This window comes from Neorhizobium sp. PAMB6630 (genome assembly GCF_058242775.1).
Genome location: NZ_CM177836.1, coordinates 1058559 through 1078560, shown reverse-complemented (window position 1 = coordinate 1078560; position 20002 = coordinate 1058559). Strand labels below are relative to the sequence as shown.

Sequence of the window (20002 nt, the reverse complement as noted above, 5' to 3'; positions counted from 1 at the left end):
TTAATGCAGATTCGGTTGCGGGCCCTTGCAGCCTTCATCGATGGCAAGGCCGCGCTCGAAGCGATCGAGCCGCAGGAACCGCGCCGTATAATGCGGCTCGTCCCTTGCAATCAGATGGGCAAAACAGAAGCCGGAGGCAGGCGTTGCCTTGAAGCCACCGTAACACCAGCCGCAGTTGAGGTAGAGATTATCGATCGGCGTCTTGTCGATGATCGGCGATCCATCCATCGACATGTCCATGACGCCACCCCAAGCGCGCAGCACTTTGACACGTGACAGGCCGGGGATCAGCGACACGCCCTCCTCGATCGTGCTTTCCACCATCGCCAGATTGCCGCGCTGCGCATAGGAGGAATAATAATCGATATCGGCGCCGAAGACCAAGCCGCCCTTATCGGACTGGGAAATATAGAAGTGGCCGGCGCCATAGGTGATGACATTGTGGATGACCGGCTTCAGGCCCTCCGAGACAAAAGCCTGAAGAACATGCGTTTCGATGGGCAGCCGAAGGCCGGCCATCTGGCCGGTCACCGACGTGTGGCCGGCGGTGGCGAGCGCCAGCTTGTTGCAGCCGATGAAGCCCTTTGACGTCTCGACGCCCAACACCCTGCCCGTTTCATCGCGGCGGATGCCGCTTACCTCGCAGTGCTGGATAAGGTCGACGCCGCGCTGATCTGCGCCGCGCGCATAACCCCAGGCGACCGCATCGTGGCGGGCGGTTCCGCCGCGCTTCTGCAACAGGCCACCCATGATGGGAAAACGCGCGTGGTCGAAATTGAGATAGGGCATCGACTTCTTCACCGCGTCACGATCCAGAAGCTCGGCCTCCACGCCATGCATCATCATGGCATTGCCGCGCCGGGCATAGGCATCGCGCTGGCCATCGGAGTGGAAGAGGTTGATCACGCCGCGCTGGGAGACCATGGCATTATATTTGAAATCCTGCTCCAGCCCTTCCCACAGCTTCATGGAAAACTCGTAGAAGGGCTCATTGCCTTCGAGCAGGTAGTTCGAGCGGATGATGGTGGTGTTTCGCCCGACATTGCCGGAGCCGATATATCCCTTTTCCAAGACCGCGATATTGGTGATGCCGAATTCCTTGGCGAGATAATAGGCGGTGGACAGGCCATGCCCGCCGCCACCGACGATGATCACATCATAATGCGCCTTCGGCTGCGGCTCGCGCCAGGCCGGTTTCCAGTGGCGGTTGCCGGAAAAGGCGTGCCGGACGATGTCTAGGGCGGAGTAACGCATGCGGGGTCCTGTCTCGAATATCGTCGCCACCTTCGCATATGCAATACAAAGGACAAGGGCATTCGCAAGGCCCTTGCGCGCCGTCCACGACCGATGTTCCAGGCCGGCCATGCGCACACGCGCGATTCCGCTTACCCTGAAGCCCCCTTATCATCCGTCGGCGGGCATGAACTCGAAGGCTGCGCCAACAGTTTCAATCGCTTGATTGCGTCTGCGTCCCCACAGGTGCCTGAGCCCTTAGAATGGCCGTGACACACGGGGAGATTACGCCATGGCCGACACGACACCGAACCTCAGACTGCCTTATATCCTGCCCTCGCAGGCGCAAAAACACGTCACGCACAACGAGGCGCTGCTTCGGCTCGACACACTGGTGCAGCTTGCAATCGAATATGATGGAACGAGCCCTCCGGCGACACCGGTCGAGGGACTGCATTACGCCGTGACAACAGGCGCAACCGGCGCCTGGAGCGGCCGCCAAGGCACCATCGCCACCTATCAGGATGGCGCCTGGAGCTTTCTGACGCCCGGCACCGGTTTTCTCGCCTGGTTCAAGTCGCTTTCAGCAATCCGGGCCTTTTCGGGGAGCGCCTGGGTCAGCCCCGGCCTGCCCGACATCCTCACGCCCGCACGGCTTGGCATCAGCGCGACGCCGGATGACAGCAACCGGCTGTCGGTTTCGTCTGCCGCCTCGCTTTTCAACAATGCCGGTGCCGGGCACCAGTTGAAGATCAACAAGGCAGCCGTCGGCGATACCGCCTCGCTGCTTTTCCAGAGCGGCTGGTCGGGCCGGGCGGAAATGGGCCTTGCCGGCAATGACCAGTTTGCCGTGAAGGTGAGCGCCGACGGCGGCAGCTGGAAAACCGGCATGAGCTTTGATGGCGCCGGTCGGCCGAGTTTCCCCAACCGGCCGCTTGCCCGCGCCCATCGCGCCACCGGCACATCAAGCCCCGCCTCCGGCGCCTCCACCGGCTTTACCACGCTTGCGCTCGAGCAGGGCGGCGTCACGCTTGGCGCTGCGGTGACCGGCGGCGGCAACACGCTGGTTGTGCCCGCAAGCGGGATCTACAAACTGACGATGATGGTGTCCGTCACCTCGTCTTCCGGCCACACCGCAAGCCTGAGGCGCAATGCCTCGACAACGCTCATCAGCCTCAGCCTTCCCTCGGCCGCCCCCCTCACCGTCTGCGCGTCAACGCTCGCCTCGTTGACGCAAGGCGATACCCTCACCTTCCTGCACGCAGGCACTGCGGTTCTGGATGAGGGTGCCGGGCGCACGGAACTGTCGCTCCAGATGATCTGACCGTGCCGCATCGTCTGCAAAATGCAGACCCGGCCGGGTTTTCCACCACCAAATCCGGCCGGTGCGACAGATCATCGTTCCTTGAAAACCACTGTTAAATTGCAGCATAAACCTTGCTGCGCCGCAGTCAAACCGTTCGAAAGAACATTCTAATCTTACGAAACACACACTGGCGGCGATGAATTGCGAAAAAAACGCGAAAGAATTGTGGTCGCAATGCGGTTTCCTGCAAAACGAGGTTTCCATTTAGTCAAATGTTAAAACTGCGGGGCTACGGTCGCCCATGTGGTCTTGTGTAGTGTAGAGAGTCCAATGACCGAAATGATCCGGCCTCGAGTTAAATATGTCATCGGCCCCGATGGCAGCCCCCTGACGATTGCGGACCTTCCGCCGGCCAATACGCGCCGCTGGGTGATCCGTCGCAAGGCGGAGGTGGTTGCAGCGGTGCGCGGTGGCCTGTTGAGCCTCGAGGAAGCTTGCGAGCGTTACACCCTGACGGTGGAAGAATTCCTGTCCTGGCAGTCGTCGATCAACGACCACGGCCTTGCGGGCCTCAGAACAACGCGGATCCAGCAGTACCGCCACTGATCTGGCCGTACGCAAACCGCCACCGACCGTCTTTGCTGTCCTCCGGAGCCCGTCTCCCGAGGAGGCTTAGTGCATGTCGGTCTCTGACCGGTTCTCAGCGGCCATTGATGCAAAGGGTGACAAGACCCCGGTCATGATGGCTGAACCCGCATAGAACCACAGACCCGGCTGGGCGACGGCTGTCGCCAGCCCACTCTTCTTGGCCGCGAAGATCGCGATCGCCACCAGCATCACGTCCATCATAGACCACTTAGACAGATGCGGCAGCGCGCGGCCGAAAATCCCCAACCGATCCTGACCTTGCCGCAGGAACCCCGCCTCCGTTGAAAGCACGAGCACAAGCTTGGCTGCGGGAAATGCGATGGAAAAAAGCGCAATCAGCAGCGCCAGTCCCCAGTCGCCCTCTTCAACAAGGCCTGAGACCAGATCGATCAGCGACGGCGTCTGGCTGAACAGGAAAAGCCGGTCGATCTGAAGGATCGGCAGAGAAATCCCAAGCAGAAGAAAAACGGCCGATACCAGCAGCAGCCCCAGGCGCAGCTTGACCATGCCCCCTCCTCTTTTCTGTCGTCTTGCCCGGGTTGACGTTCAGCCACCTGCCCTCCGGCACACACTGCCGGAATGCGGCTGGCATAATGGCGCTTTTGTCCTACATCAGCAGGATGACGGACAAAACAAGGGGCAGCGTTATGAAGATTACCGAAGACACGCATTCCACCGGCGGCGCCTACCGCGCCGATCTGGATGGGGCCAAGGCGGAAATGACGTTTTCGCGCGCCTCGCCGCATCTGATCATCATCGATCACACGCAGGTGGACGATGCCCTTCGCGGCAAGGGCGTCGGGCAGGCGCTGGCGGTGCATGCGGTGGAGGCTGCACGGGCGGGGGGCTGGAAGATCATTCCGCTGTGCCCTTTCTTCAAGGCACAGCTGGAGCGTCACCCTGACTGGCAGGATGTGATCAACCGCTGAGCGGCGGGCGCAGGTGCGCCTTCGTTGCGCGCACGCTCAAAAAGCGTCCACGCAACGGGTTTGGAAAACGGACGTGCGAGACCCCGCGTCAGGCGCGGGCGCGCATGCCGCCGTCACGTTCTTCCAGGGCCGTTGCCTTGGAAAGTTCGGCTTGCGCCTCTTCCAGTGCAAGTTCGGCACTTTCCTGCTGGACGCGCAATTCGCGGATCGAAACCTGCAGATTGTCTGCCCGCTGACGGGCCGCCTTGGCAAAAGTCGGATAAGCGAAATGATTCGGGTCTGTGATTCCCGATTTCTTTTCTTCAAGCGAGATCTGGTGTTCCAGCTCTTTCGACATACGTTCGAATTCCGCCATCATCAGCTGTAACTGCTGCAACTGGCGGCGCTTTTCATTCACCTGAAATTCTTTCAGGCGCACAAGGCTGTCACGCGTCTTCATACGCAATACTCCCGTGGATAGCGAGACCCCGGCTATGTTCCCATTTCCCCCTGAGTCCGACCTGCAACAGTTCGGACTGAAAAATTGCCGCGCCGTTAATAAATTGGGCGCCGCGGTAACCTTTCATTTACGGGCATCGTTAATGATAGGGACGATCGTTTAAGGGTCCGTAAATGCCATGGTCGATTTCGACCGACGACAATGATGAGTCGTATGAATCACTTGGGAGGAATTCCTCACAAAATGAATCAGGTATGGCGCTGGCAGATTCACATGATAAATCAGGCGAATACCAAGTTTGTTTAACGAATTCCTGTGCCTTGCCAAAGGGAGTCAGAGTTTGTTAACCAATTGGTGTCAGCTTCCAAATCAGGCAACGTCTGGATCCGTCTCGCGTTAGGGGGCCATTCACACCTTCGCGGCGGTAAAGGGGAAAATTATGCGGGTTCTACTCATCGAAGATGACAGCGCGACTGCCCAGAGCATCGAGCTGATGCTGAAGTCGGAAAGCTTCAATGTGTATACGACGGATCTCGGGGAAGAGGGCGTCGACCTCGGCAAGCTGTACGATTACGATATCATTCTGCTTGACCTCAACCTGCCGGACATGTCCGGTTACGAGGTTCTGCGCACACTGCGTCTGTCCAAGGTCAAAACACCGATCCTGATCCTGTCCGGCATGGCCGGCATCGAGGATAAGGTTCGGGGTCTCGGCTTCGGCGCAGACGACTACATGACCAAGCCGTTCCACAAGGACGAGCTTGTTGCACGCATCCATGCCATCGTCCGTCGTTCGAAGGGCCATGCCCAGTCGATCATCATCACGGGCGAGCTGATCGTGAACCTCGACGCGAAAACCGTCGAAGTCGGCGGCCAGCGGGTTCACCTGACCGGCAAGGAATATCAGATGCTGGAACTGCTCTCGCTGCGCAAGGGCACCACTCTGACCAAGGAAATGTTCCTCAACCACCTCTATGGTGGGATGGACGAACCGGAACTGAAAATCATCGACGTGTTCATCTGCAAGCTTCGCAAGAAGCTGGCAAACGCTGCAGGCGGCGCGAACTACATCGAAACCGTCTGGGGCCGCGGCTACGTGCTGCGCGAACCGGATGGCGGCGAATACGCCGAAACGGCCTGATCTTTCTACCCCACTGGATCCGCGATCAGTCAAACGTCCGAGATTATCATCTCGGACGTTTTTCGTTGTGACTGGCGTCTTGTCAGGAGGATGACGGCCTGCGGCCAAGGCCGCACGCAAGAGCGCGAGCGCCGGATGGCGTCAAAGGCCGGGGAATCAAAGAATTGCCTCAGGCGGCGGCGGAAAAGCCGGAAAACACCGCCGAAAGAATCTTGCGGTCAAACGGCTTCAGCAGGAAATCATCCGCGCCGGCCCGCTTGCCCATCATCATCTTTTTGAGGTCTGCCTCGATGACGCAATAATAGATGCGCACGCGGTTGGCGCCCGGCAGGGACTTGACCTGCGTGATGAGTTCGAGCGCGCCCTCAAGACCCGCATCGACAATCAGGATCGCCGGCAGTTCGGCCTGGCAGCGCATCAGCGCCTCCCGGTCACCGGAGGCTTCCGTCACGAGGAAACCCAGCTCGGACAGAATGCGCTTGGCAACCGTGCGAACGATATCGGAACTGTCGGCAATCATCAGGCGCTGCATCGCGTTCCCTCCCAGAACGATAACGGAAAGCCCCCGCCATGGAGGACTTCCCGTAACGATAGGAGCAGCTCGCTAAGGAACTGTTACCGGACGCCGGGGCGCGGCGTGCAATCTGTCAGGCCGTCGGAATTTCGGCGATGAAGACGATGTTGTCGTCATTCACCACATGGCGCAGCTCCATGCCGCATTCTTCCGAAAGAAGCACGGTGTAATAAGGCTGGATGGTGTGGGCGTCGGCCAGTTCTTCGGCGGTGCCATTGCACAGCTCGACGAATTTGGGCGGCAGGCGCAGCATGCGGCCCTTGACCGTCAGCGAGAATTTCGCGTCGGTCTCCGGCTTTTCCAGAACCACATCGATGCTGCCGCCACGCGGAATGGCGCTATAGGCCACCATGAACAGATTGAGCAGCAGCTTGACGCGGTTTTTTGGGATGATCGCACGCGGGCCGCTCCAGGAGACTTCCGTCTTCTTTTCGGCAGCGGCAAAATCCTTGGCGGCCTTTTCGGCCTCGCCCGTATCGATGGAAGCCCCGACGGAGCCGGAGGCACCGAAGGCGAGACGGGCAAATTTGAGGCGCACGGAGGCGTTCTGCGCAGACGTGCGGATGAGGTCCAGCGCGTCCTCGTCGGCACCGCCCTCGTCCAGCAGTTCAAGGCCATTGCAGATCGCACCGACCGGCGAGATCACATCATGGCAGACGCGACTGCACAGGAGCGCTGCCAGATCGGGACCGGTGAGGATAAGGTTCGGATTCTTCGGCATCTGATTTTCCCGGGTGTAGCCACGATGTTGATCGGCTATGTCTCACGACAATGTTGCGTGAAGGTGGCTCATTCTTGAATTCACCTTCTGTCGCCGCCATAAAGACACCATTTTTGGTAAACCGGTTGTTAACGGGATGGTCTCAAGATGGCTCAGCCGCAATCTGAGGCACCAATTGATTAAAAAAACGGACAGGCCCCATGCGCTTCGACACAATCTTTGCCCTCGCTCGACTGCTCATCCTGCCAATTCTGGCTGTCACGGCCGCTGCGCCAGCACAGGCACAGCAGCGATCCGGTGAACAATATACGCTGCAGGAGATCGTCGATGCCGGTCATGGCTTCTTCGGCAACACCACCGGCGGGCTGGCCAAGGTTGTCGAAAAGGCCTTCCAGCAATACGGCCTGCCGAACGGCTATGTTCTCGGCCAGGAAGGCTCCGGTGCCTTCATTGCCGGCCTCACCTATGGCGAAGGCGAACTTTACACCAAAAATGCCGGCAATCATCCGGTCTTCTGGCAGGGTCCTTCGCTCGGCATCGACTACGGCGGCCAGGGTGCGCGCGCCATGATGCTGGTGTATAACCTGCCGGCCGTCCAGAATCTCTATGCGCGCTATGGCGGTGTCAGCGGCTCGGCCTTCGTCGTGGCCGGCGTCGGCATGACGGCGCTGCGCAACAACGACGTGCTGATCGTGCCGATCCGCACCGGCGTCGGCGCCCGCCTCGGCGTGAATGTCGGTTATCTGAAATTTACCCAGGCGCCGACCTGGAACCCCTTCTGATCCGGTTTCGCCTGCCAGGCCCCATCGGCATGACGTCAAATCGTGCCCGGCCTGACGTTCCTGTTGCCTATCTCCTATCGATATTCTAGCTGTAGCTGAATTTAGATTATTCTGAAATAACCGACCGCAGGGTGGACCGCACGTGATCCAGTTCGCGCTTCTCTATGGACTGGGCTTTCTCAGCGCCACGCTCCTGGTCCTGGTGCTGGCGCCAGCCGTCCATCGCCGCGTCGTGCGCTACACGGAAAACCGCCTGAAGGCGACGATGCCGATCAGCCCGGCGGAAGTGCGCGCCCAGCGCGACATGGCGCGCGCCGTTTATGCTGCCGAAAACGCCCGCACACGGCAGGAGTTGACCGAGGAGCGCGATCGCAATGTTTCGCTGCAGCTGCGCTTCGACCGGCTGAGCGGCGAAGCAGCACAGCTGCATGCCAACCATCACGACATGCAGATCCAGGTGAGCGACATGAGCGTGGAAGCCGCCGACCTGCGCTCCAGGCTGCGGCGCGAGGAAGGCCTGATCCAGCAGTTGAAGCAGTCGCTGGCGACCGTGGAAATGACGGTGGCGACCAAAAACGCTGAAATCGACACGCTGCGCAAGCGCATCCAGAAACTGACCGGCGATCTCGACCACCTGAACATCGATCTCTCCACCCGCGACAGTACCGCCGACAGCCTGAAGCAGCGCGCGGCGGCGCTGCGTGAAGAGCGCGAAGTGCTGCGCAACGACCTGAAGCTGATGACCACCCGCGCCAAGGATGCCGAGCAACGCCTAGCGCAGGAGGAAGCCCGCGCCGTGCGGCTTGAGGAAAAGCTGATGCGCGAGATCGCCCAGAAGGCCGACACGCAGGAGGCGCTCGATCGCCGGCTGCAGGAAATCGAGCAGCTGCGTGGCCGCAGTGGCGCGGACGACGGCGAATGGCGCGAGCCGGTGACCGGCAGTTATCCCCTGCCGCGCAAGAAGATCGCCGCCGTCGAGAAACACGCGCTGACGGCGCGAAAACGCCGCACCGGCAAACAGAGCCCTGAAGACAGCACGCCTGCATTCCCCGCCGATCGGAGCGACCCATCCATGCCCGACCTCAGCCCGTTTGAAGACGATATCCGCGCCCGCAGTGCAGCCCTGGGCGCCGAGCTTTCCCGCCCTGCCCCGCCCGAGGCGGATGAAGCGCTGCGGCGTGAACTGGCAACGATTGCCGCCGACATGGTGGCGCTGACGGCGGTTGCCGAAGGCCCGACCTCGCCGATCATCGCCATTCTGGATAAGGATGCAGCGGCCGGCGATGACGAGCCGGAGGCGGATCACCCAAGCCTTGCCACCCGCGCCCGCCAGTCGATCGAGAGGATGCAGGCATCCGACGCATGATTTGCCGAACGCACCAGTGTCGCCGCTTCAGATGATGCCCTGAAGCCTTGAAATCTCGTAGAGCGCAATGCCGGTTGCCGTTGCGGCATTCAGGCTATCGAGGCCGGGCATCTGGGGAATGCGGGCATTGCGGAAGCGGGAGAGAATCTCGGCCGGCAGCCCCTCGCCTTCGGTGCCCGTCACCAGCGCAATGCGCCGGTCGGCCGGGATATTGCGGATATCGCTCTCCCCCTGCGGGGACAGGCCCCAGACGGCAAAGCCTTTTGCATCCACGGCTTCGAGAAGCGACAACGCGCTGCCGCCGCGCGCATAGGGCACCGACAGAACCGAACCGACGGAGACGCGCAGCGCCTTGCGGTAAAGCGGATCGCAGCAGGTTTCATCGAGCAGCACCGCCTGAGCCCCGAAGGCTGCGGCATTTCGAAAGATCGAGCCGATATTATCGTGGTTGGAAATGCCGCAGGCGACGATCACCAGCGCCGGCTCTTCTGCCCTGTCCAGCAATTGGCTGGCCGATGGCGGATCGCTGCGCCGGCCAAGCGCCAGAACGCCCCGGTGCAGGTGAAAGCCGGCAATCGCATCCAGTACACCGGCATCGGCCACATGAATCGGCACCTCGGCTGCAAATTCCGCCAGGAGATCGGCAAGGCCGGCCACGCGGTTTTCCAGAAGCAGGATCTTTTCTGCACGGATCCCGCTCTGCCGGTCGTGAGCCAGCCTATGCGCCCTTGCCAGCATGCGCAGCACCACCGTGCCTTCGGCAATAAAGCCGCCGCCCCGCCCGACGAGATCGCGTTCCCGGATATCGCGAAATTCCGCAATCCGCGGATCGGCGGCATCGGTGATGCGGATGAGCGGGCGGGTCTCTGTCACGGTCAGCGTTCGCCAACCGTCACGTCGGCGACGATGCGGCCGACCGAGAGATCGAAGATCAGCGCCTTGCGAACACCATCCACCACGCCATAAAACAGGATCTGGCTGCCGGAATTGGAGACCGACTGCACCTGAAACCCTGGCGGCAGATGCGCGGTGACCGAAAGCGGCTGGTCTGCGGGCACGGCAAAACCGGCGGCGGTGGCAAGCGGCGCCTGCGTTTCCGAGGAATGTCGCACCTTGTAGACAACCGCCATCAACACCGCCATAAGGCTGACGAACATGATGCCACCGGACACGATCTGCAGGCGCACCATCTTGCGGCGGACGTTATCCATCACCGGATCGAGCGGCGGCTCTTCCTGTTGCTCGGGTTCGAGATTGGCCATCGGGCAGAAGTCCTTCGCTCTAACTGTCATCGGGATGAACATATGAACGACCCCTTTAACCAAGGCGCGACGCCAAGGAAAGTGCTGACTGCCGGCGAGGACGCGACAGGACGGCTGGATGCATGGCTGACATCGATGCTGGAGGGCGAGTTTTCCCGCAGTCGCCTGAAGGCGCTGATCGAACAAGGGGCGATCACGGTGAACGGCCAGACCTGCACCGAGCCGAAGAAAAAGATCGCCGTTGGCGACACGATCACCATCGACATGCCGGAACCGGAAGACCCGGAACCGAAGGGTGAAGACATTCCGATCGAGGTTCTCTACGAGGACGAAGACCTGATCGTGCTGGTAAAACCCGCGGGCCTTGTCGTGCATCCCGGCGCCGGCAACTGGACGGGAACGCTGGTCAACGCCCTCATCCACCACTGCGCCGACAGCCTGTCGGGCATCGGCGGCGTCAAACGTCCGGGCATCGTCCACCGGCTCGACAAGGAAACCAGCGGTGTGATGGTGGTGGCCAAGAACGACATCACCCATCGGCATCTGGCGGCGCAATTTGCCGACCACGGCCGCACCGGCGATCTGGAGCGGGCCTATGTCGCGCTCGTCTGGGGCCGCCCCCGCCAGCTGCGCGGCACGATTGATGCGCCGCTTGGCCGCTCTGGTGCCGACCGCACCAAGCGCTCGGTCAAACGCGAGGATACCGACGATGCGCGCGAGGCGGTGACGCATTACGAAGTGACCGAGCGCTTTCACGAAAAGCCCGATTCGACCTGCCTTGCCTCGCTGGTGGAATGCCGGCTGGAGACCGGGCGCACCCACCAGATCCGCGTCCACATGGCCCATATCGGCCACCCGCTGATCGGCGATCCCGAATATGGCGCGGCCTTCAAGACCAAGGCCAACCTTCTGCCTGAAGACGCAAAAGATGTGGTCAACCGCTTCCACCGACAGGCGCTGCACGCCTTCCTTCTCGCCTTCGAACATCCACGCACCGGCGAGGTGATGGAGTTCAGGGCACCAGTGCCCGAGGATATGGAAGAACTGCTCATGGCGCTTCGCGCCTAAGCGACGCGCCTTTGTGACGGATCGCTCACTCAACGTGGGCGTGGCCATGCACGGCAAAACCCTTGAAAAGCCGCCCAAAAAACAACTATTGCGGGCATTTTCCGCTAAACAGTCTGTCTACATTTCGGCGTTCAGAGACGCCGCAATTCCGCTTTATTGTTCTACCCTCTTCATCAGGCGCAACAACAGGCAAGATCCGGTGCGTTCTGCACTCCATAAATTGCAGAACGCGACCGGATACACCGCCTGTCTTGCGACATGAAAATGCAACCGAGGGTACGCATGATGGACGGTCAGGATCGAAAATTCATTTTCGACGCGCTGCAAAGCATCGAAGGATATATCGACCCACCGGATGCGCTGGTGTTTTCCACTCTCCTGCACGCCCAGACGCGCCAGAACATGGCCGGCGCGCTGGCTGAAATCGGTGTCTATTACGGCCGCTCCTATTACCTCATGCGCAAGATTGCCGGCAACGATTGTCCGATCCTTGCCATAGACCTCTTCGATCAGGAAGCGGGTGCCGACGGACAGCCGCAGCAGTATCAGCGTTTTCTGGAACACGGCCGGCGGCTGGGGCTCTCGGTCGATGAAAACCTCGTCATCAAGGGCGACAGCACGCAGCTGCGCGCCAGCGACATCACCGACCGTGTTGGCGAAGTGCGCTTTTTCAGCATCGACGGCGGCCACCGCCTGCACCACGTGGCAGCCGACAGTGCGCTTGCCATGGCAACCCTTGCCGATCACGGCGTCATCGTTTTCGACGATACGTTCAACCCGGCTTGGCCGGAGGTCACGGTGGGCGTTGCGGATTTCCTGCGCACACATCAGGATCGCTTTTCCTGCTTCTGCATGACGAAATACAAGACCTATGTCTGCCGCACAGCCCATCGCGCCTTCTACAACGACATCATCGCGTCAGCCGCTGGCCTTGCCGCATTCGAGCAGACCGATACCGATTTCCTCGGATCGCGCGTCATTCGCCTGCACAACCCGATCGGCCGGCGTATGCTCTATGAATTGATGTGCCGATCCGGAATGCGGGCATTTTCCGAGCGCGCCTACCGGTAAGCGGTGATCCCAAGACCTTACGAAACCGTAACATCATAACAGGGACGTGACCGGCGCCAGCGCTTGAATCACCCAACGGCTGCACTTATCTGTTAGCTGGATGGGTGCGGGGTCGAGGGAAGGACCTGCATCATACGGCTCGCCGAGCGATTTATAACAGTCGAGGGAGCCGGAACACGATCAGAAGGGGGTGCTTTATGGCCCGCAATTCTCTGCCTTCGATTACTGCCGGCGAAGCTGGCCTTAATCGTTATCTCGATGAAATCCGCAAGTTTCCGATGCTGGAGCCCCAGAAGGAATACATGCTTGCCAAGCGTTATTCCGAACATGGGGATCGCGACGCCGCGCATCAACTCGTCACCAGCCATTTGCGCCTTGTTGCCAAGATCGCGATGGGCTATCGCGGTTATGGCCTGCCGATCGGCGAAGTCGTATCGGAGGGCAATGTCGGCCTGATGCAGGCGGTGAAGAAGTTCGATCCGGAGCGCGGTTTCCGCCTTGCGACCTATGCCATGTGGTGGATCAAGGCCTCGATCCAGGAATATATCCTGCGTTCGTGGTCGCTGGTGAAGATGGGCACGACGGCCAACCAGAAGCGTCTGTTCTTCAACCTGCGCCGCCTCAAAGGCCGCATCCAGGCCATCGACGAAGGTGACCTGAAGCCCGACCAGGTGACGGAAATCGCCACCAAGCTGCGGGTCTCCGAGGAAGAAGTCGTTTCGATGAACCGTCGCCTGTCCGGCGATGCTTCGCTGAACGCGCCGATCCGCGCTGCCGAAGGTGAAGCTGGCCAGTGGCAGGATTGGCTGGTGGACGAGCACGAAAGTCAGGAAGCCGTGCTTATCGAGCAGGACGAGCTGGAAACGCGCCGGCGCATGCTGGACAAGGCGCTGAGCGTGCTCAACGAACGCGAACGCCGCATCTTCGAGGCCCGTCGCCTGTCGGAAGATCCGGTGACGCTGGAGGAATTGTCCACCGAGTTCGACATCAGCCGCGAGCGCGTGCGCCAGATCGAGGTGCGTGCGTTTGAAAAGGTGCAGGAAGCGGTGCAGCGGGAAGCGCTGGCTCAGGCCAAGGCACTCAGAGTGGTTGACGCCTGATCCAGGTGTCCAGCGAGCGTCATGCCTTGCTTCCAATCGATAACCATCGAAGCCCGGCCCGTGCCGGGCTTTTCCGTTTCTGCCGGTCGGTCCGTCAGGCCACCGTCACATCCTTGCCTTCGGCGTAGCGGCGCAGGCGCTCCTCGAGCGTGCCGGTATGCAGTTCGAACATGTGGTTGTCGTCGTCGTAGAAATAGATCGAGTGCCCCTCACCTTCGACGCGGGCCCGCCCATCGCGCAGGTCAAGGCCCAGCGCCTCGATGGCGGACAGTCGCTCCGCCACTTCATCGTCGCGGATCTTGAAGGCGACGTGGTTATAGCTTCGGGCCGTCACGGTGGCGCCTTCCATAATGGCAATCCACACCTGCGCACTCCCTTCGCCGACGAGGAAAAACCGCTCCTTCGACAGGGAGAACTGCTGTGCGCTACCGTCATAGACCTTGCGCGCCTTCAGCACCGCCGTGAGGATTTCCTCCATGCGGTCGACGTTTTTAGTAACCAAGGTGATGTGGCTCAAACCGTCCGCCATTGCTGCTCTCCCGCCTGCCAGAACCGCCCCTTGCAACAGCGACGGTTCCTTCCACCTTCGCCGCGATGATGGCGGCAGGATGACGTTTTGGAACACCCCGCACGAAAAAAATCCGCCGGGCGAACCCGGCGGATTTTTGATAGAGTGTCAGCTCTGGAGCGAAACCTTACTGGCCGTTCGGGGCAAGGGCTGCCCATTCGCTGATGGCCTGATCGAACGCCTTCACGCCTTCCGGACTCTTCTGCAATGTCAGAAGCGCGCGGCGGCCTGTGCCGTAGATGATCGGCACATCCAGCCAGTTGCGGCTCTTCAGAAGTTCCATGTTGCGGGCACGCGCATCGGGGAAATCATTGAGCGCGATCATGTGGAAGTCCGGCGTGATCTTGGCCGGAACCGCAATCAACGGATCGCCACGATCCTGCTCGGTGGCCTTCATCGAAATACGCTGCACGCTTTCGATGGCGCCGCCCTCGAAATCAGCCGGAAGCGAGAAGACGAATTCCACCAGATGGCTGGCCGGAAGCGACGCATCCGCATTGCGCTTGAAGGTGACGAGCGCCGTCAGCCCGCGTTCCGGTAGGTTGATGCGTCCCTGCACCACAGGCTCAGGCTTGCCGTTTTCGCCCGTTTCGCTCTGCAGCGACCAGGAGACGCTGCCTTCGATGGCGGTCGGCGAGGATTGGCCGATGCGTTCTTCGTAAAGGAAGATCTTTTCACCGGAAACGGCAGGCGTTGCGGCGGGGTTTGCAGCCGGGGCACTGCTGCTTGGCGCGGCCGGTGCAGTCGCCGCATTGGTGTTAGCGCCAGCTTCCGGCGCTGCAGCCGGGGCGTTCAGCTGGGCAATCGACTGGCTGGTGCTGCCCACTGCCGGGCCGCCGACGCCTTCATCGACTTCCGTTCCGTTTGCCAGAAGGCGCTGCGTGAACTTGTTGGGCCCGGCGGCCTCTGGCGTGACGGCACCTGCAGCACCTGCAGGCGTGCCGTTTGCCGGTTTGCCGGCAGCGCCCGTTGCGACGTTCGTTCCGGTTTGCGGCGGGGTCGCGGGTGCCGTGCCCGTCTGGGCAGCCGGCGGTGCAGAGGCCGTCTGCGGTGCCGCAGTCTCACCCGTCACGTTGCCGACGATGTTATCGAGCGCATCGCGGTTTTGCCAGATGGCGTAACCGCCGCCGCCAAGCACGGCAAGGCCGAGCACGGCCAGCACCAGAACGCCGTAATTGCGCTTCGGCTTGGACTGGACGCGGTAGGCACGCGCCGGTGCGGCATCTGCAAGATCGGGTTCTTCCGACGGCAGATCTTCCCCACGCCCACCCTTTTCAGCGGCCGTCTTGTCGTAACCGATCAACTGCTCCAGATCGTTCCACGGATCGCTTGCCTTGGCAGGCGCTTCAACCCTTGCCGGCGTCTGGACCGGCTGCAGATAGGTGGCCAGCGGATCGTTTTCCGGCGGCACCGCCTTGTCGGTTGCCGGATAATCCGGCAGATCGGCGACAGCCGGCATCTCGACACTTGCCCTTGCATGGGCTTCCCGGTCGAAATGCGCATCAAAGAGATCGGCGGCCTGACGATCATCGAAGTTCGATGCCGGCGCAACCGGTTCGTCATTCAGCTTTTCGTCCGGCAGCTTTTCGTCCAGTGCCTGCCAATCAGCACTGGCATTCCACTCGGTCGTGGTGTTCCAGCCGGAAGACGGGGCCGGATCGGCGACATGCTGGCTATCCTCGGCAAGCGGCTCGGCAGTGCGGTCCAGCTCCTGCGAAGAGGCCGGCGTCACAGACCATGGATCGCTCGCCTGCTCCTGCACGCCAGCCTCTGCGGGACGCGCATGGGGATCGTCGAGATCGGAGGCAAAGGGATCAGCCGTTTCGAGCGAAGGGGCCGTCGATGGCGCATCCGGCCAGGCCGGCGCCATTTGCGAGCGGCTGCGCGGCGGCTCGTCATAGGCTGGAAAGCGCGGTTCCTCGACGGCTGCAACGGGCGCGGCAACCTCCTGCGAGGTCGCGAGCGGCTCGTCGTCAGCAAAGGGGTTTTCGTCGCGCGGCGCATAAGTCTGCGGTGCATCGGCCGGCAGATCCGTCAGATCCTGGTGTTCTTCCAGCGCCTGCGGTGCCCGGGCATAGGAGGCCGGCTCTTCAACATAAGGTGCAGGTTCCGGCTCAACCGGCAGCTGGGTAACGGGCTCTTCTGCGTAATGCGACGCAGGTTCCGGCTCGACCATGGGCTCAGGCGCCGAATAGGCCGGCTCCACCTCTTCCGGTGCCACTTCGGCGTAAGCCTCAGCGTCTGCAGGGTATTCAACTTCCTGCACAGGCTCCGCAACGGGCGCCGGTTCATAGGCAGCCTGTTCCGCAACCGGCTGTTCTACAACCTCTTCAGGGGCATGCTCTTCAGCCGCTGGCTCCTGCCAGGCCGCAACGGCCGGAGCCGCCGCCATGACTGCCGGCGCTGCATCCTCAAACGGAACATCTGGCGCGTCAGCGGCAGGCGCAGCTTCCCGATGCTCGGCCTCGACCTCGCGGATCGCAGCTTCCAGCTTGTCCATCTGGCGGCGCAGCATCTCATCGGAGGGGCGCGGCTTCATGTTCTCCAGCTGCCGTTGAACGGCGCCGCGAGCCTTCTCGTAAACCCGAATACGCATTTCGGGATTATTGTTCGCCAGGCCATCCACGGCCCGGCGAATAACCGCTACAAAATCAGCCATTGATACTTTCTCTTGATCACCGGCAGCGCGCCGAGTGAAAAGGTAGATAGCGCTGGACTTTAATCTTCAAAAGGGTCTGTCACAAGTATCGTGTCATCCCGCTCGGGGCTGGTGGACAGAAGCGCCACCGGCGCGCCGATCAACTCCTCCACCTGACGGACATACTTGATTGCCTGAGCCGGCAGATCCGCCCACTTGCGGGCACCGACGGTTGAACCCTTCCAGCCTTCCAGCGTGATGTAAATCGGTTCGACACGCGCCTGCGCCGCCTGGGCAGCCGGCAGGTAATCGATTTCCTGTCCGTCGAGCGTGTAGCCGACGCAGATCTTCAGCTCATCCAGGCCATCGAGCACGTCGAGCTTGGTGAGCGCGATGCCGGTGATGCCGTTGGTGGCAACCGACTGGCGCACGAGTGCGGCGTCAAACCAGCCGCAACGACGCTTGCGCCCGGTGACGGTGCCAAATTCATGGCCCTTTTCACCCAGGAACTGGCCGATTTCATCGGTCAGTTCCGTCGGGAACGGGCCTTCACCGACGCGCGTCGTATAGGCCTTGGTGATGCCAAGGATATAACCGAGCGAGCCCGGACCCATGCCGGAACCGGCAGCGGCCTGGCCGGCAACCGTGTTCGACGAGGTGACAAACGGATAGGTACCGTGGTCGATATCCAGAAGGGACCCTTGCGCGCCTTCAAACAGGATGCGCGAACCCTTGCGGCGTTCCTTGTCGAGCAGGCGCCAGACCGAATCCATGAAGGGCAGCACGCGATCGGCAATCGAGGTCAGCTCTTCCATGATCGTGGAATGCTCGACTTCCGGCGCGCCAAAACCACGGCGCAGCGCGTTGTGATGGGTGAGGATGCGTTCCACCTTGGCTTCCAGCGCATCGAGATCAGCCAGATCCATGACGCGGATGGCACGGCGGCCGACCTTGTCTTCATAGGCCGGGCCGATGCCGCGGCGGGTGGTGCCGATCTTGGTGCCGCTGTTGGAGGCGGCGTCTTCGCGCATGCCGTCCAGTTCGCGGTGGAGAGAGAGAATGAGCGTGGCGTTTTCGGCAATGCGCAGGTTTTCCGGCGTCACTTCAACGTTCTGCGCCTTCAGGCGGCCGATTTCGGCGATCAGCGCATGCGGATCGACCACAACGCCATTGCCGATGACGGCCATCTTGCCGGGGCGCACAACGCCCGAGGGGAGAAGCGACAGCTTATAGCTGACGCCATCAATCACCAACGTATGGCCGGCATTGTGGCCGCCCTGGAAACGCACGACGATATCGGCCCGTTCCGAGAGCCAATCGACGATCTTGCCCTTGCCCTCGTCACCCCATTGCGAACCGATTACCACGACATTCGTCATCTTAAAGCTTTCCTGCTCTGTCGCCAGGCTTCAACGCCCTGCCCAAACCGGCGCATCTATACTGTGTGATTTCCGGGAAAGCGACCCGTTTATGACCTTTTCGCCTGTTTTTACGTGACAGGCTGGCGTTCAAGCGGTTATTCCCACGATAAAACAACCGGAAAGCCATGTTCTTTCCGGGGTCTCGCCCGGGAGAGCACCCTTGCATATCAAAGCCTATGCCTATCTCATCATCGCCACGCTCTGCTGGGGCGGCAATGCCGTCGTGGGAAAGCTCGCGGTCGGCCATGTCAGCCCGATGATGCTGACCATGTGGCGCTGGATCTTTGCCTGCGCCATCATTTTTGCCATTTCGCTGCCGCAGTTGAAGCGCGACTGGCCGGTGGCCCGCAAACATCTGCCGCTGATGATCTTTTTAGGCGCTGTCGGATACACGCTGTTTAACGTGCTTTTGTACAACGCCGTGCATTATACGACGGCGATCAATGTCGCCATCGAACAGGCCGGCATTCCGTTCCTGATCTTCCTTGCCAATTTCGTGTTTTTCCGCATCCGCGTATCACTGGCACAGATTCTCGGATTTTCGCTGACCCTGATCGGTGTGGCGCTGACCGTCTCGCATGGGGACCTCACGACACTTCTGTCGTTGACGGTGAATTTCGGCGATGCGCTGATGGTGATCGCGGTCATCGCCTATGCCGCCTATACGATCGTGCTGCGCTGGCGCCCGCCGGTGGACTGGCGCACGCTAATGGCCATCCCGGCGCTGGTGGCACTGATCTGCACGTTTCCGCTGGTCTTGTGGGAATATTCGGCCGGAACCATGATGTGGCCGGACGCATCCGGCTGGACGGCGGCGCTTTATACGGGCCTATTTGCCTCGCTGGTGGCGCAGATCTTTTATATCCAGGGCATCGGCCATATCGGCGCCAACCGGGCCGGCCTGTTCATCAACCTGGTGCCGGTGTTCGGCACGCTGTTGTCCGTGCTTGTGATCGGCGAACAGCTGCAGCTGTTTCATGTGCTGGCGCTGGTGCTCGCCCTTGGCGGCATTGCCATTGCCGAGCGGTGGAAGCCGGCCCAGTCCGTCCCATAATTCTCTCTGGCGGTCTGCAATGGCATTTTCTCTACGCCAGAGAGAATTCTTGAACAGACTGTGAGAGCAGAAAATCAGATCTGCGGCACGCGGTTGTCGAGCACGAGGTCGCCATTGCCGGTGGACACGATCAGCACACGCTCGACCGTTCCGGCCGGCGTCATCAGAAAGCCGATGCGCAACTCGTCCGCCGGCTGGCCGCGCTCAACCAGCGCCTCCTGCTTGATGCGGGCGCAATCGGTGCAAAGGCCGGGACCGGCCGGCTTGCCGGTGGCATCGGCCGCAAGGCTGTCAAAATAACCGTCCAGCGTTCCGATGGTCTCGTTGACGGCAATGTTCAGCGCCTGCACCGCCTGGTAATCCGTCTCATACGGTGCTGCCGGCGCAACCTCGGCTGTCGCAAGTTCGTGGTGCTGCGACAGGCCAATGAAAGCGCTGCGGGCAAAACCACCGGGACCGGCTGCTTCGGCTGTACCGCAGGTGAGGACCGAGAGAAGGGTCGCTACGGCTACAATGGTTTTCGACATGTCGTCTGCCCTGTCGTTTCGGACTGCGTGGAGGCGCCGTCCCGTTTCGGTTCACCGGCCCCGCTTGCGGCGCCGCCCGGACATCTGTTCCGAGAATGACCCCGTTATAAACCGCTGCTTTTGCTGGCCGCTTAAGCCAGTTTCGACAATTTTA

21 protein-coding genes are annotated in these 20002 nt (G+C 61.1%); 10 read left to right on the top strand and 11 right to left on the bottom strand.

The window, feature by feature from the left end:
- Entirely contained in the window at positions 1-1254 is a 1254-nt protein-coding gene (locus AC4CWF_RS05080) for a sarcosine oxidase subunit beta family protein (protein ID WP_491284046.1), read from the bottom strand.
- A 271-nt stretch (positions 1255-1525) separates the two neighbouring features.
- Here AC4CWF_RS05080 and AC4CWF_RS05075 point away from each other — a divergent pair, with 271 nt between their 5' ends.
- Positions 1526-2557 (top strand): DUF2793 domain-containing protein, encoded by a 1032-nt coding sequence (locus tag AC4CWF_RS05075; protein WP_491284045.1) that lies wholly within the window; start codon positions 1526-1528, stop codon positions 2555-2557.
- Positions 2558-2869: 312 nt separating this feature from the next.
- Positions 2870-3145 carry a CtrA inhibitor SciP gene (gene sciP, locus AC4CWF_RS05070; protein ID WP_018327815.1) on the top strand — a complete coding sequence of 92 codons (276 nt, stop codon included), beginning with the start codon at positions 2870-2872 and terminating at the stop codon, positions 3143-3145.
- A gap of 66 nt (positions 3146-3211) precedes the next feature.
- Here sciP and AC4CWF_RS05065 read toward each other — a convergent pair whose 3' ends face one another.
- Positions 3212-3694: a paraquat-inducible protein A gene (locus AC4CWF_RS05065; RefSeq protein ID WP_491284044.1), complete on the bottom strand. Its 483-nt coding sequence runs from the start codon at positions 3692-3694 to the stop codon at positions 3212-3214.
- 140 nt (positions 3695-3834) lie between these two features.
- Between AC4CWF_RS05065 and AC4CWF_RS05060 the strand changes: the two genes are divergently transcribed.
- Positions 3835-4116, top strand: a complete 282-nt coding sequence (locus tag AC4CWF_RS05060) for a GNAT family N-acetyltransferase (protein ID WP_491284043.1) — start codon at positions 3835-3837, stop codon at positions 4114-4116.
- A gap of 88 nt (positions 4117-4204) precedes the next feature.
- Here the strand turns inward: AC4CWF_RS05060 and AC4CWF_RS05055 are convergent, their stop codons facing one another.
- Positions 4205-4555 (bottom strand): flagellar export protein FliJ, encoded by a 351-nt coding sequence (locus tag AC4CWF_RS05055; protein WP_491284042.1) that lies wholly within the window; start codon positions 4553-4555, stop codon positions 4205-4207.
- A 439-nt stretch (positions 4556-4994) separates the two neighbouring features.
- Here AC4CWF_RS05055 and ctrA point away from each other — a divergent pair, with 439 nt between their 5' ends.
- A complete protein-coding gene (ctrA, locus tag AC4CWF_RS05050) occupies positions 4995-5696 on the top strand; it encodes a response regulator transcription factor CtrA (protein ID WP_210104264.1) in 702 nt (233 codons plus the stop codon).
- A 169-nt stretch (positions 5697-5865) separates the two neighbouring features.
- Here ctrA and AC4CWF_RS05045 read toward each other — a convergent pair whose 3' ends face one another.
- The gene (locus AC4CWF_RS05045) at positions 5866-6228 is read right to left on the bottom strand and encodes a response regulator (RefSeq protein WP_491284041.1); all 363 of its coding nucleotides are present in this window, start codon (positions 6226-6228) and stop codon (positions 5866-5868) included.
- 115 nt (positions 6229-6343) lie between these two features.
- Complete coding sequence (chpT, locus tag AC4CWF_RS05040) at positions 6344-6991, bottom strand: histidine phosphotransferase ChpT (RefSeq protein ID WP_491284040.1); 648 nt, start codon at positions 6989-6991, stop codon at positions 6344-6346.
- Between the two features lie 200 nt (positions 6992-7191).
- On the opposite strand from chpT, the gene AC4CWF_RS05035 reads away from it, so the two are divergent.
- Entirely contained in the window at positions 7192-7773 is a 582-nt protein-coding gene (locus AC4CWF_RS05035) for a DUF1134 domain-containing protein (RefSeq protein ID WP_491284039.1), read from the top strand.
- A 142-nt stretch (positions 7774-7915) separates the two neighbouring features.
- Positions 7916-9139 (top strand): hypothetical protein, encoded by a 1224-nt coding sequence (locus tag AC4CWF_RS05030; protein WP_491284038.1) that lies wholly within the window; start codon positions 7916-7918, stop codon positions 9137-9139.
- Between the two features lie 27 nt (positions 9140-9166).
- Here AC4CWF_RS05030 and AC4CWF_RS05025 read toward each other — a convergent pair whose 3' ends face one another.
- Entirely contained in the window at positions 9167-10012 is an 846-nt protein-coding gene (locus AC4CWF_RS05025; protein ID WP_491284037.1) for a TrmH family RNA methyltransferase, read from the bottom strand.
- Positions 10013-10014: 2 nt separating this feature from the next.
- Entirely contained in the window at positions 10015-10401 is a 387-nt protein-coding gene (locus AC4CWF_RS05020) for a hypothetical protein (RefSeq protein ID WP_491284036.1), read from the bottom strand.
- 42 nt (positions 10402-10443) lie between these two features.
- Here AC4CWF_RS05020 and AC4CWF_RS05015 point away from each other — a divergent pair, with 42 nt between their 5' ends.
- The 3 genes from AC4CWF_RS05015 to rpoH all read left to right on the top strand — a co-directional run bounded on the left by AC4CWF_RS05015 (position 10444) and on the right by rpoH (position 13640).
- Entirely contained in the window at positions 10444-11469 is a 1026-nt protein-coding gene (locus AC4CWF_RS05015) for an RluA family pseudouridine synthase (protein ID WP_491284035.1), read from the top strand.
- A gap of 285 nt (positions 11470-11754) precedes the next feature.
- Positions 11755-12540 carry a class I SAM-dependent methyltransferase gene (locus AC4CWF_RS05010; RefSeq protein WP_491285221.1) on the top strand — a complete coding sequence of 262 codons (786 nt, stop codon included), beginning with the start codon at positions 11755-11757 and terminating at the stop codon, positions 12538-12540.
- A 197-nt stretch (positions 12541-12737) separates the two neighbouring features.
- Entirely contained in the window at positions 12738-13640 is a 903-nt protein-coding gene (gene rpoH, locus AC4CWF_RS05005) for an RNA polymerase sigma factor RpoH (RefSeq protein WP_491284034.1), read from the top strand.
- Between the two features lie 94 nt (positions 13641-13734).
- On the opposite strand, the gene fosX is transcribed toward rpoH, so the two are convergent.
- The 3 genes from fosX to AC4CWF_RS04990 all read right to left on the bottom strand — a co-directional run bounded on the left by fosX (position 13735) and on the right by AC4CWF_RS04990 (position 18225).
- Positions 13735-14169: a FosX/FosE/FosI family fosfomycin resistance hydrolase gene (fosX, locus tag AC4CWF_RS05000; RefSeq protein ID WP_491284033.1), complete on the bottom strand. Its 435-nt coding sequence runs from the start codon at positions 14167-14169 to the stop codon at positions 13735-13737.
- A 166-nt stretch (positions 14170-14335) separates the two neighbouring features.
- Positions 14336-16867, bottom strand: a complete 2532-nt coding sequence (locus AC4CWF_RS04995) for a hypothetical protein (protein ID WP_491284032.1) — start codon at positions 16865-16867, stop codon at positions 14336-14338.
- 59 nt (positions 16868-16926) lie between these two features.
- Positions 16927-18225 carry an adenylosuccinate synthase gene (locus AC4CWF_RS04990; protein WP_491284031.1) on the bottom strand — a complete coding sequence of 433 codons (1299 nt, stop codon included), beginning with the start codon at positions 18223-18225 and terminating at the stop codon, positions 16927-16929.
- A 202-nt stretch (positions 18226-18427) separates the two neighbouring features.
- Between AC4CWF_RS04990 and AC4CWF_RS04985 the strand changes: the two genes are divergently transcribed.
- Positions 18428-19321 (top strand): DMT family transporter, encoded by an 894-nt coding sequence (locus tag AC4CWF_RS04985; protein ID WP_491284030.1) that lies wholly within the window; start codon positions 18428-18430, stop codon positions 19319-19321.
- A gap of 74 nt (positions 19322-19395) precedes the next feature.
- Here the strand turns inward: AC4CWF_RS04985 and AC4CWF_RS04980 are convergent, their stop codons facing one another.
- The gene (locus tag AC4CWF_RS04980; RefSeq protein WP_491284029.1) at positions 19396-19848 is read right to left on the bottom strand and encodes a transglutaminase-like cysteine peptidase; all 453 of its coding nucleotides are present in this window, start codon (positions 19846-19848) and stop codon (positions 19396-19398) included.
- Between the last annotated feature and the right edge of the window lie 154 nt (positions 19849-20002).

What these genes read in the sequence shown, in the direction of transcription:
- AC4CWF_RS05080 (WP_491284046.1), bottom strand. Translation starts at nt 1,254, where the DNA reads ATGCGTTACTCCGCCCTAGACATCGTCCGGCACGCCTTTTCCGGCAAC.
- AC4CWF_RS05075 (WP_491284045.1), top strand. Translation starts at nt 1,526, where the DNA reads ATGGCCGACACGACACCGAACCTCAGACTGCCTTATATCCTGCCCTCG.
- sciP (WP_018327815.1), top strand. Translation starts at nt 2,870, where the DNA reads ATGACCGAAATGATCCGGCCTCGAGTTAAATATGTCATCGGCCCCGAT.
- AC4CWF_RS05065 (WP_491284044.1), bottom strand. Translation starts at nt 3,694, where the DNA reads ATGGTCAAGCTGCGCCTGGGGCTGCTGCTGGTATCGGCCGTTTTTCTT.
- AC4CWF_RS05060 (WP_491284043.1), top strand. Translation starts at nt 3,835, where the DNA reads ATGAAGATTACCGAAGACACGCATTCCACCGGCGGCGCCTACCGCGCC.
- AC4CWF_RS05055 (WP_491284042.1), bottom strand. Translation starts at nt 4,555, where the DNA reads ATGAAGACGCGTGACAGCCTTGTGCGCCTGAAAGAATTTCAGGTGAAT.
- ctrA (WP_210104264.1), top strand. Translation starts at nt 4,995, where the DNA reads ATGCGGGTTCTACTCATCGAAGATGACAGCGCGACTGCCCAGAGCATC.
- AC4CWF_RS05045 (WP_491284041.1), bottom strand. Translation starts at nt 6,228, where the DNA reads ATGCAGCGCCTGATGATTGCCGACAGTTCCGATATCGTTCGCACGGTT.
- chpT (WP_491284040.1), bottom strand. Translation starts at nt 6,991, where the DNA reads ATGCCGAAGAATCCGAACCTTATCCTCACCGGTCCCGATCTGGCAGCG.
- AC4CWF_RS05035 (WP_491284039.1), top strand. Translation starts at nt 7,192, where the DNA reads ATGCGCTTCGACACAATCTTTGCCCTCGCTCGACTGCTCATCCTGCCA.
- AC4CWF_RS05020 (WP_491284036.1), bottom strand. Translation starts at nt 10,401, where the DNA reads ATGGCCAATCTCGAACCCGAGCAACAGGAAGAGCCGCCGCTCGATCCG.
- AC4CWF_RS05015 (WP_491284035.1), top strand. Translation starts at nt 10,444, where the DNA reads ATGAACGACCCCTTTAACCAAGGCGCGACGCCAAGGAAAGTGCTGACT.
- AC4CWF_RS05010 (WP_491285221.1), top strand. Translation starts at nt 11,755, where the DNA reads ATGGACGGTCAGGATCGAAAATTCATTTTCGACGCGCTGCAAAGCATC.
- rpoH (WP_491284034.1), top strand. Translation starts at nt 12,738, where the DNA reads ATGGCCCGCAATTCTCTGCCTTCGATTACTGCCGGCGAAGCTGGCCTT.
- fosX (WP_491284033.1), bottom strand. Translation starts at nt 14,169, where the DNA reads ATGGCGGACGGTTTGAGCCACATCACCTTGGTTACTAAAAACGTCGAC.
- AC4CWF_RS04995 (WP_491284032.1), bottom strand. Translation starts at nt 16,867, where the DNA reads ATGGCTGATTTTGTAGCGGTTATTCGCCGGGCCGTGGATGGCCTGGCG.
- AC4CWF_RS04990 (WP_491284031.1), bottom strand. Translation starts at nt 18,225, where the DNA reads ATGACGAATGTCGTGGTAATCGGTTCGCAATGGGGTGACGAGGGCAAG.
- AC4CWF_RS04980 (WP_491284029.1), bottom strand. Translation starts at nt 19,848, where the DNA reads ATGTCGAAAACCATTGTAGCCGTAGCGACCCTTCTCTCGGTCCTCACC.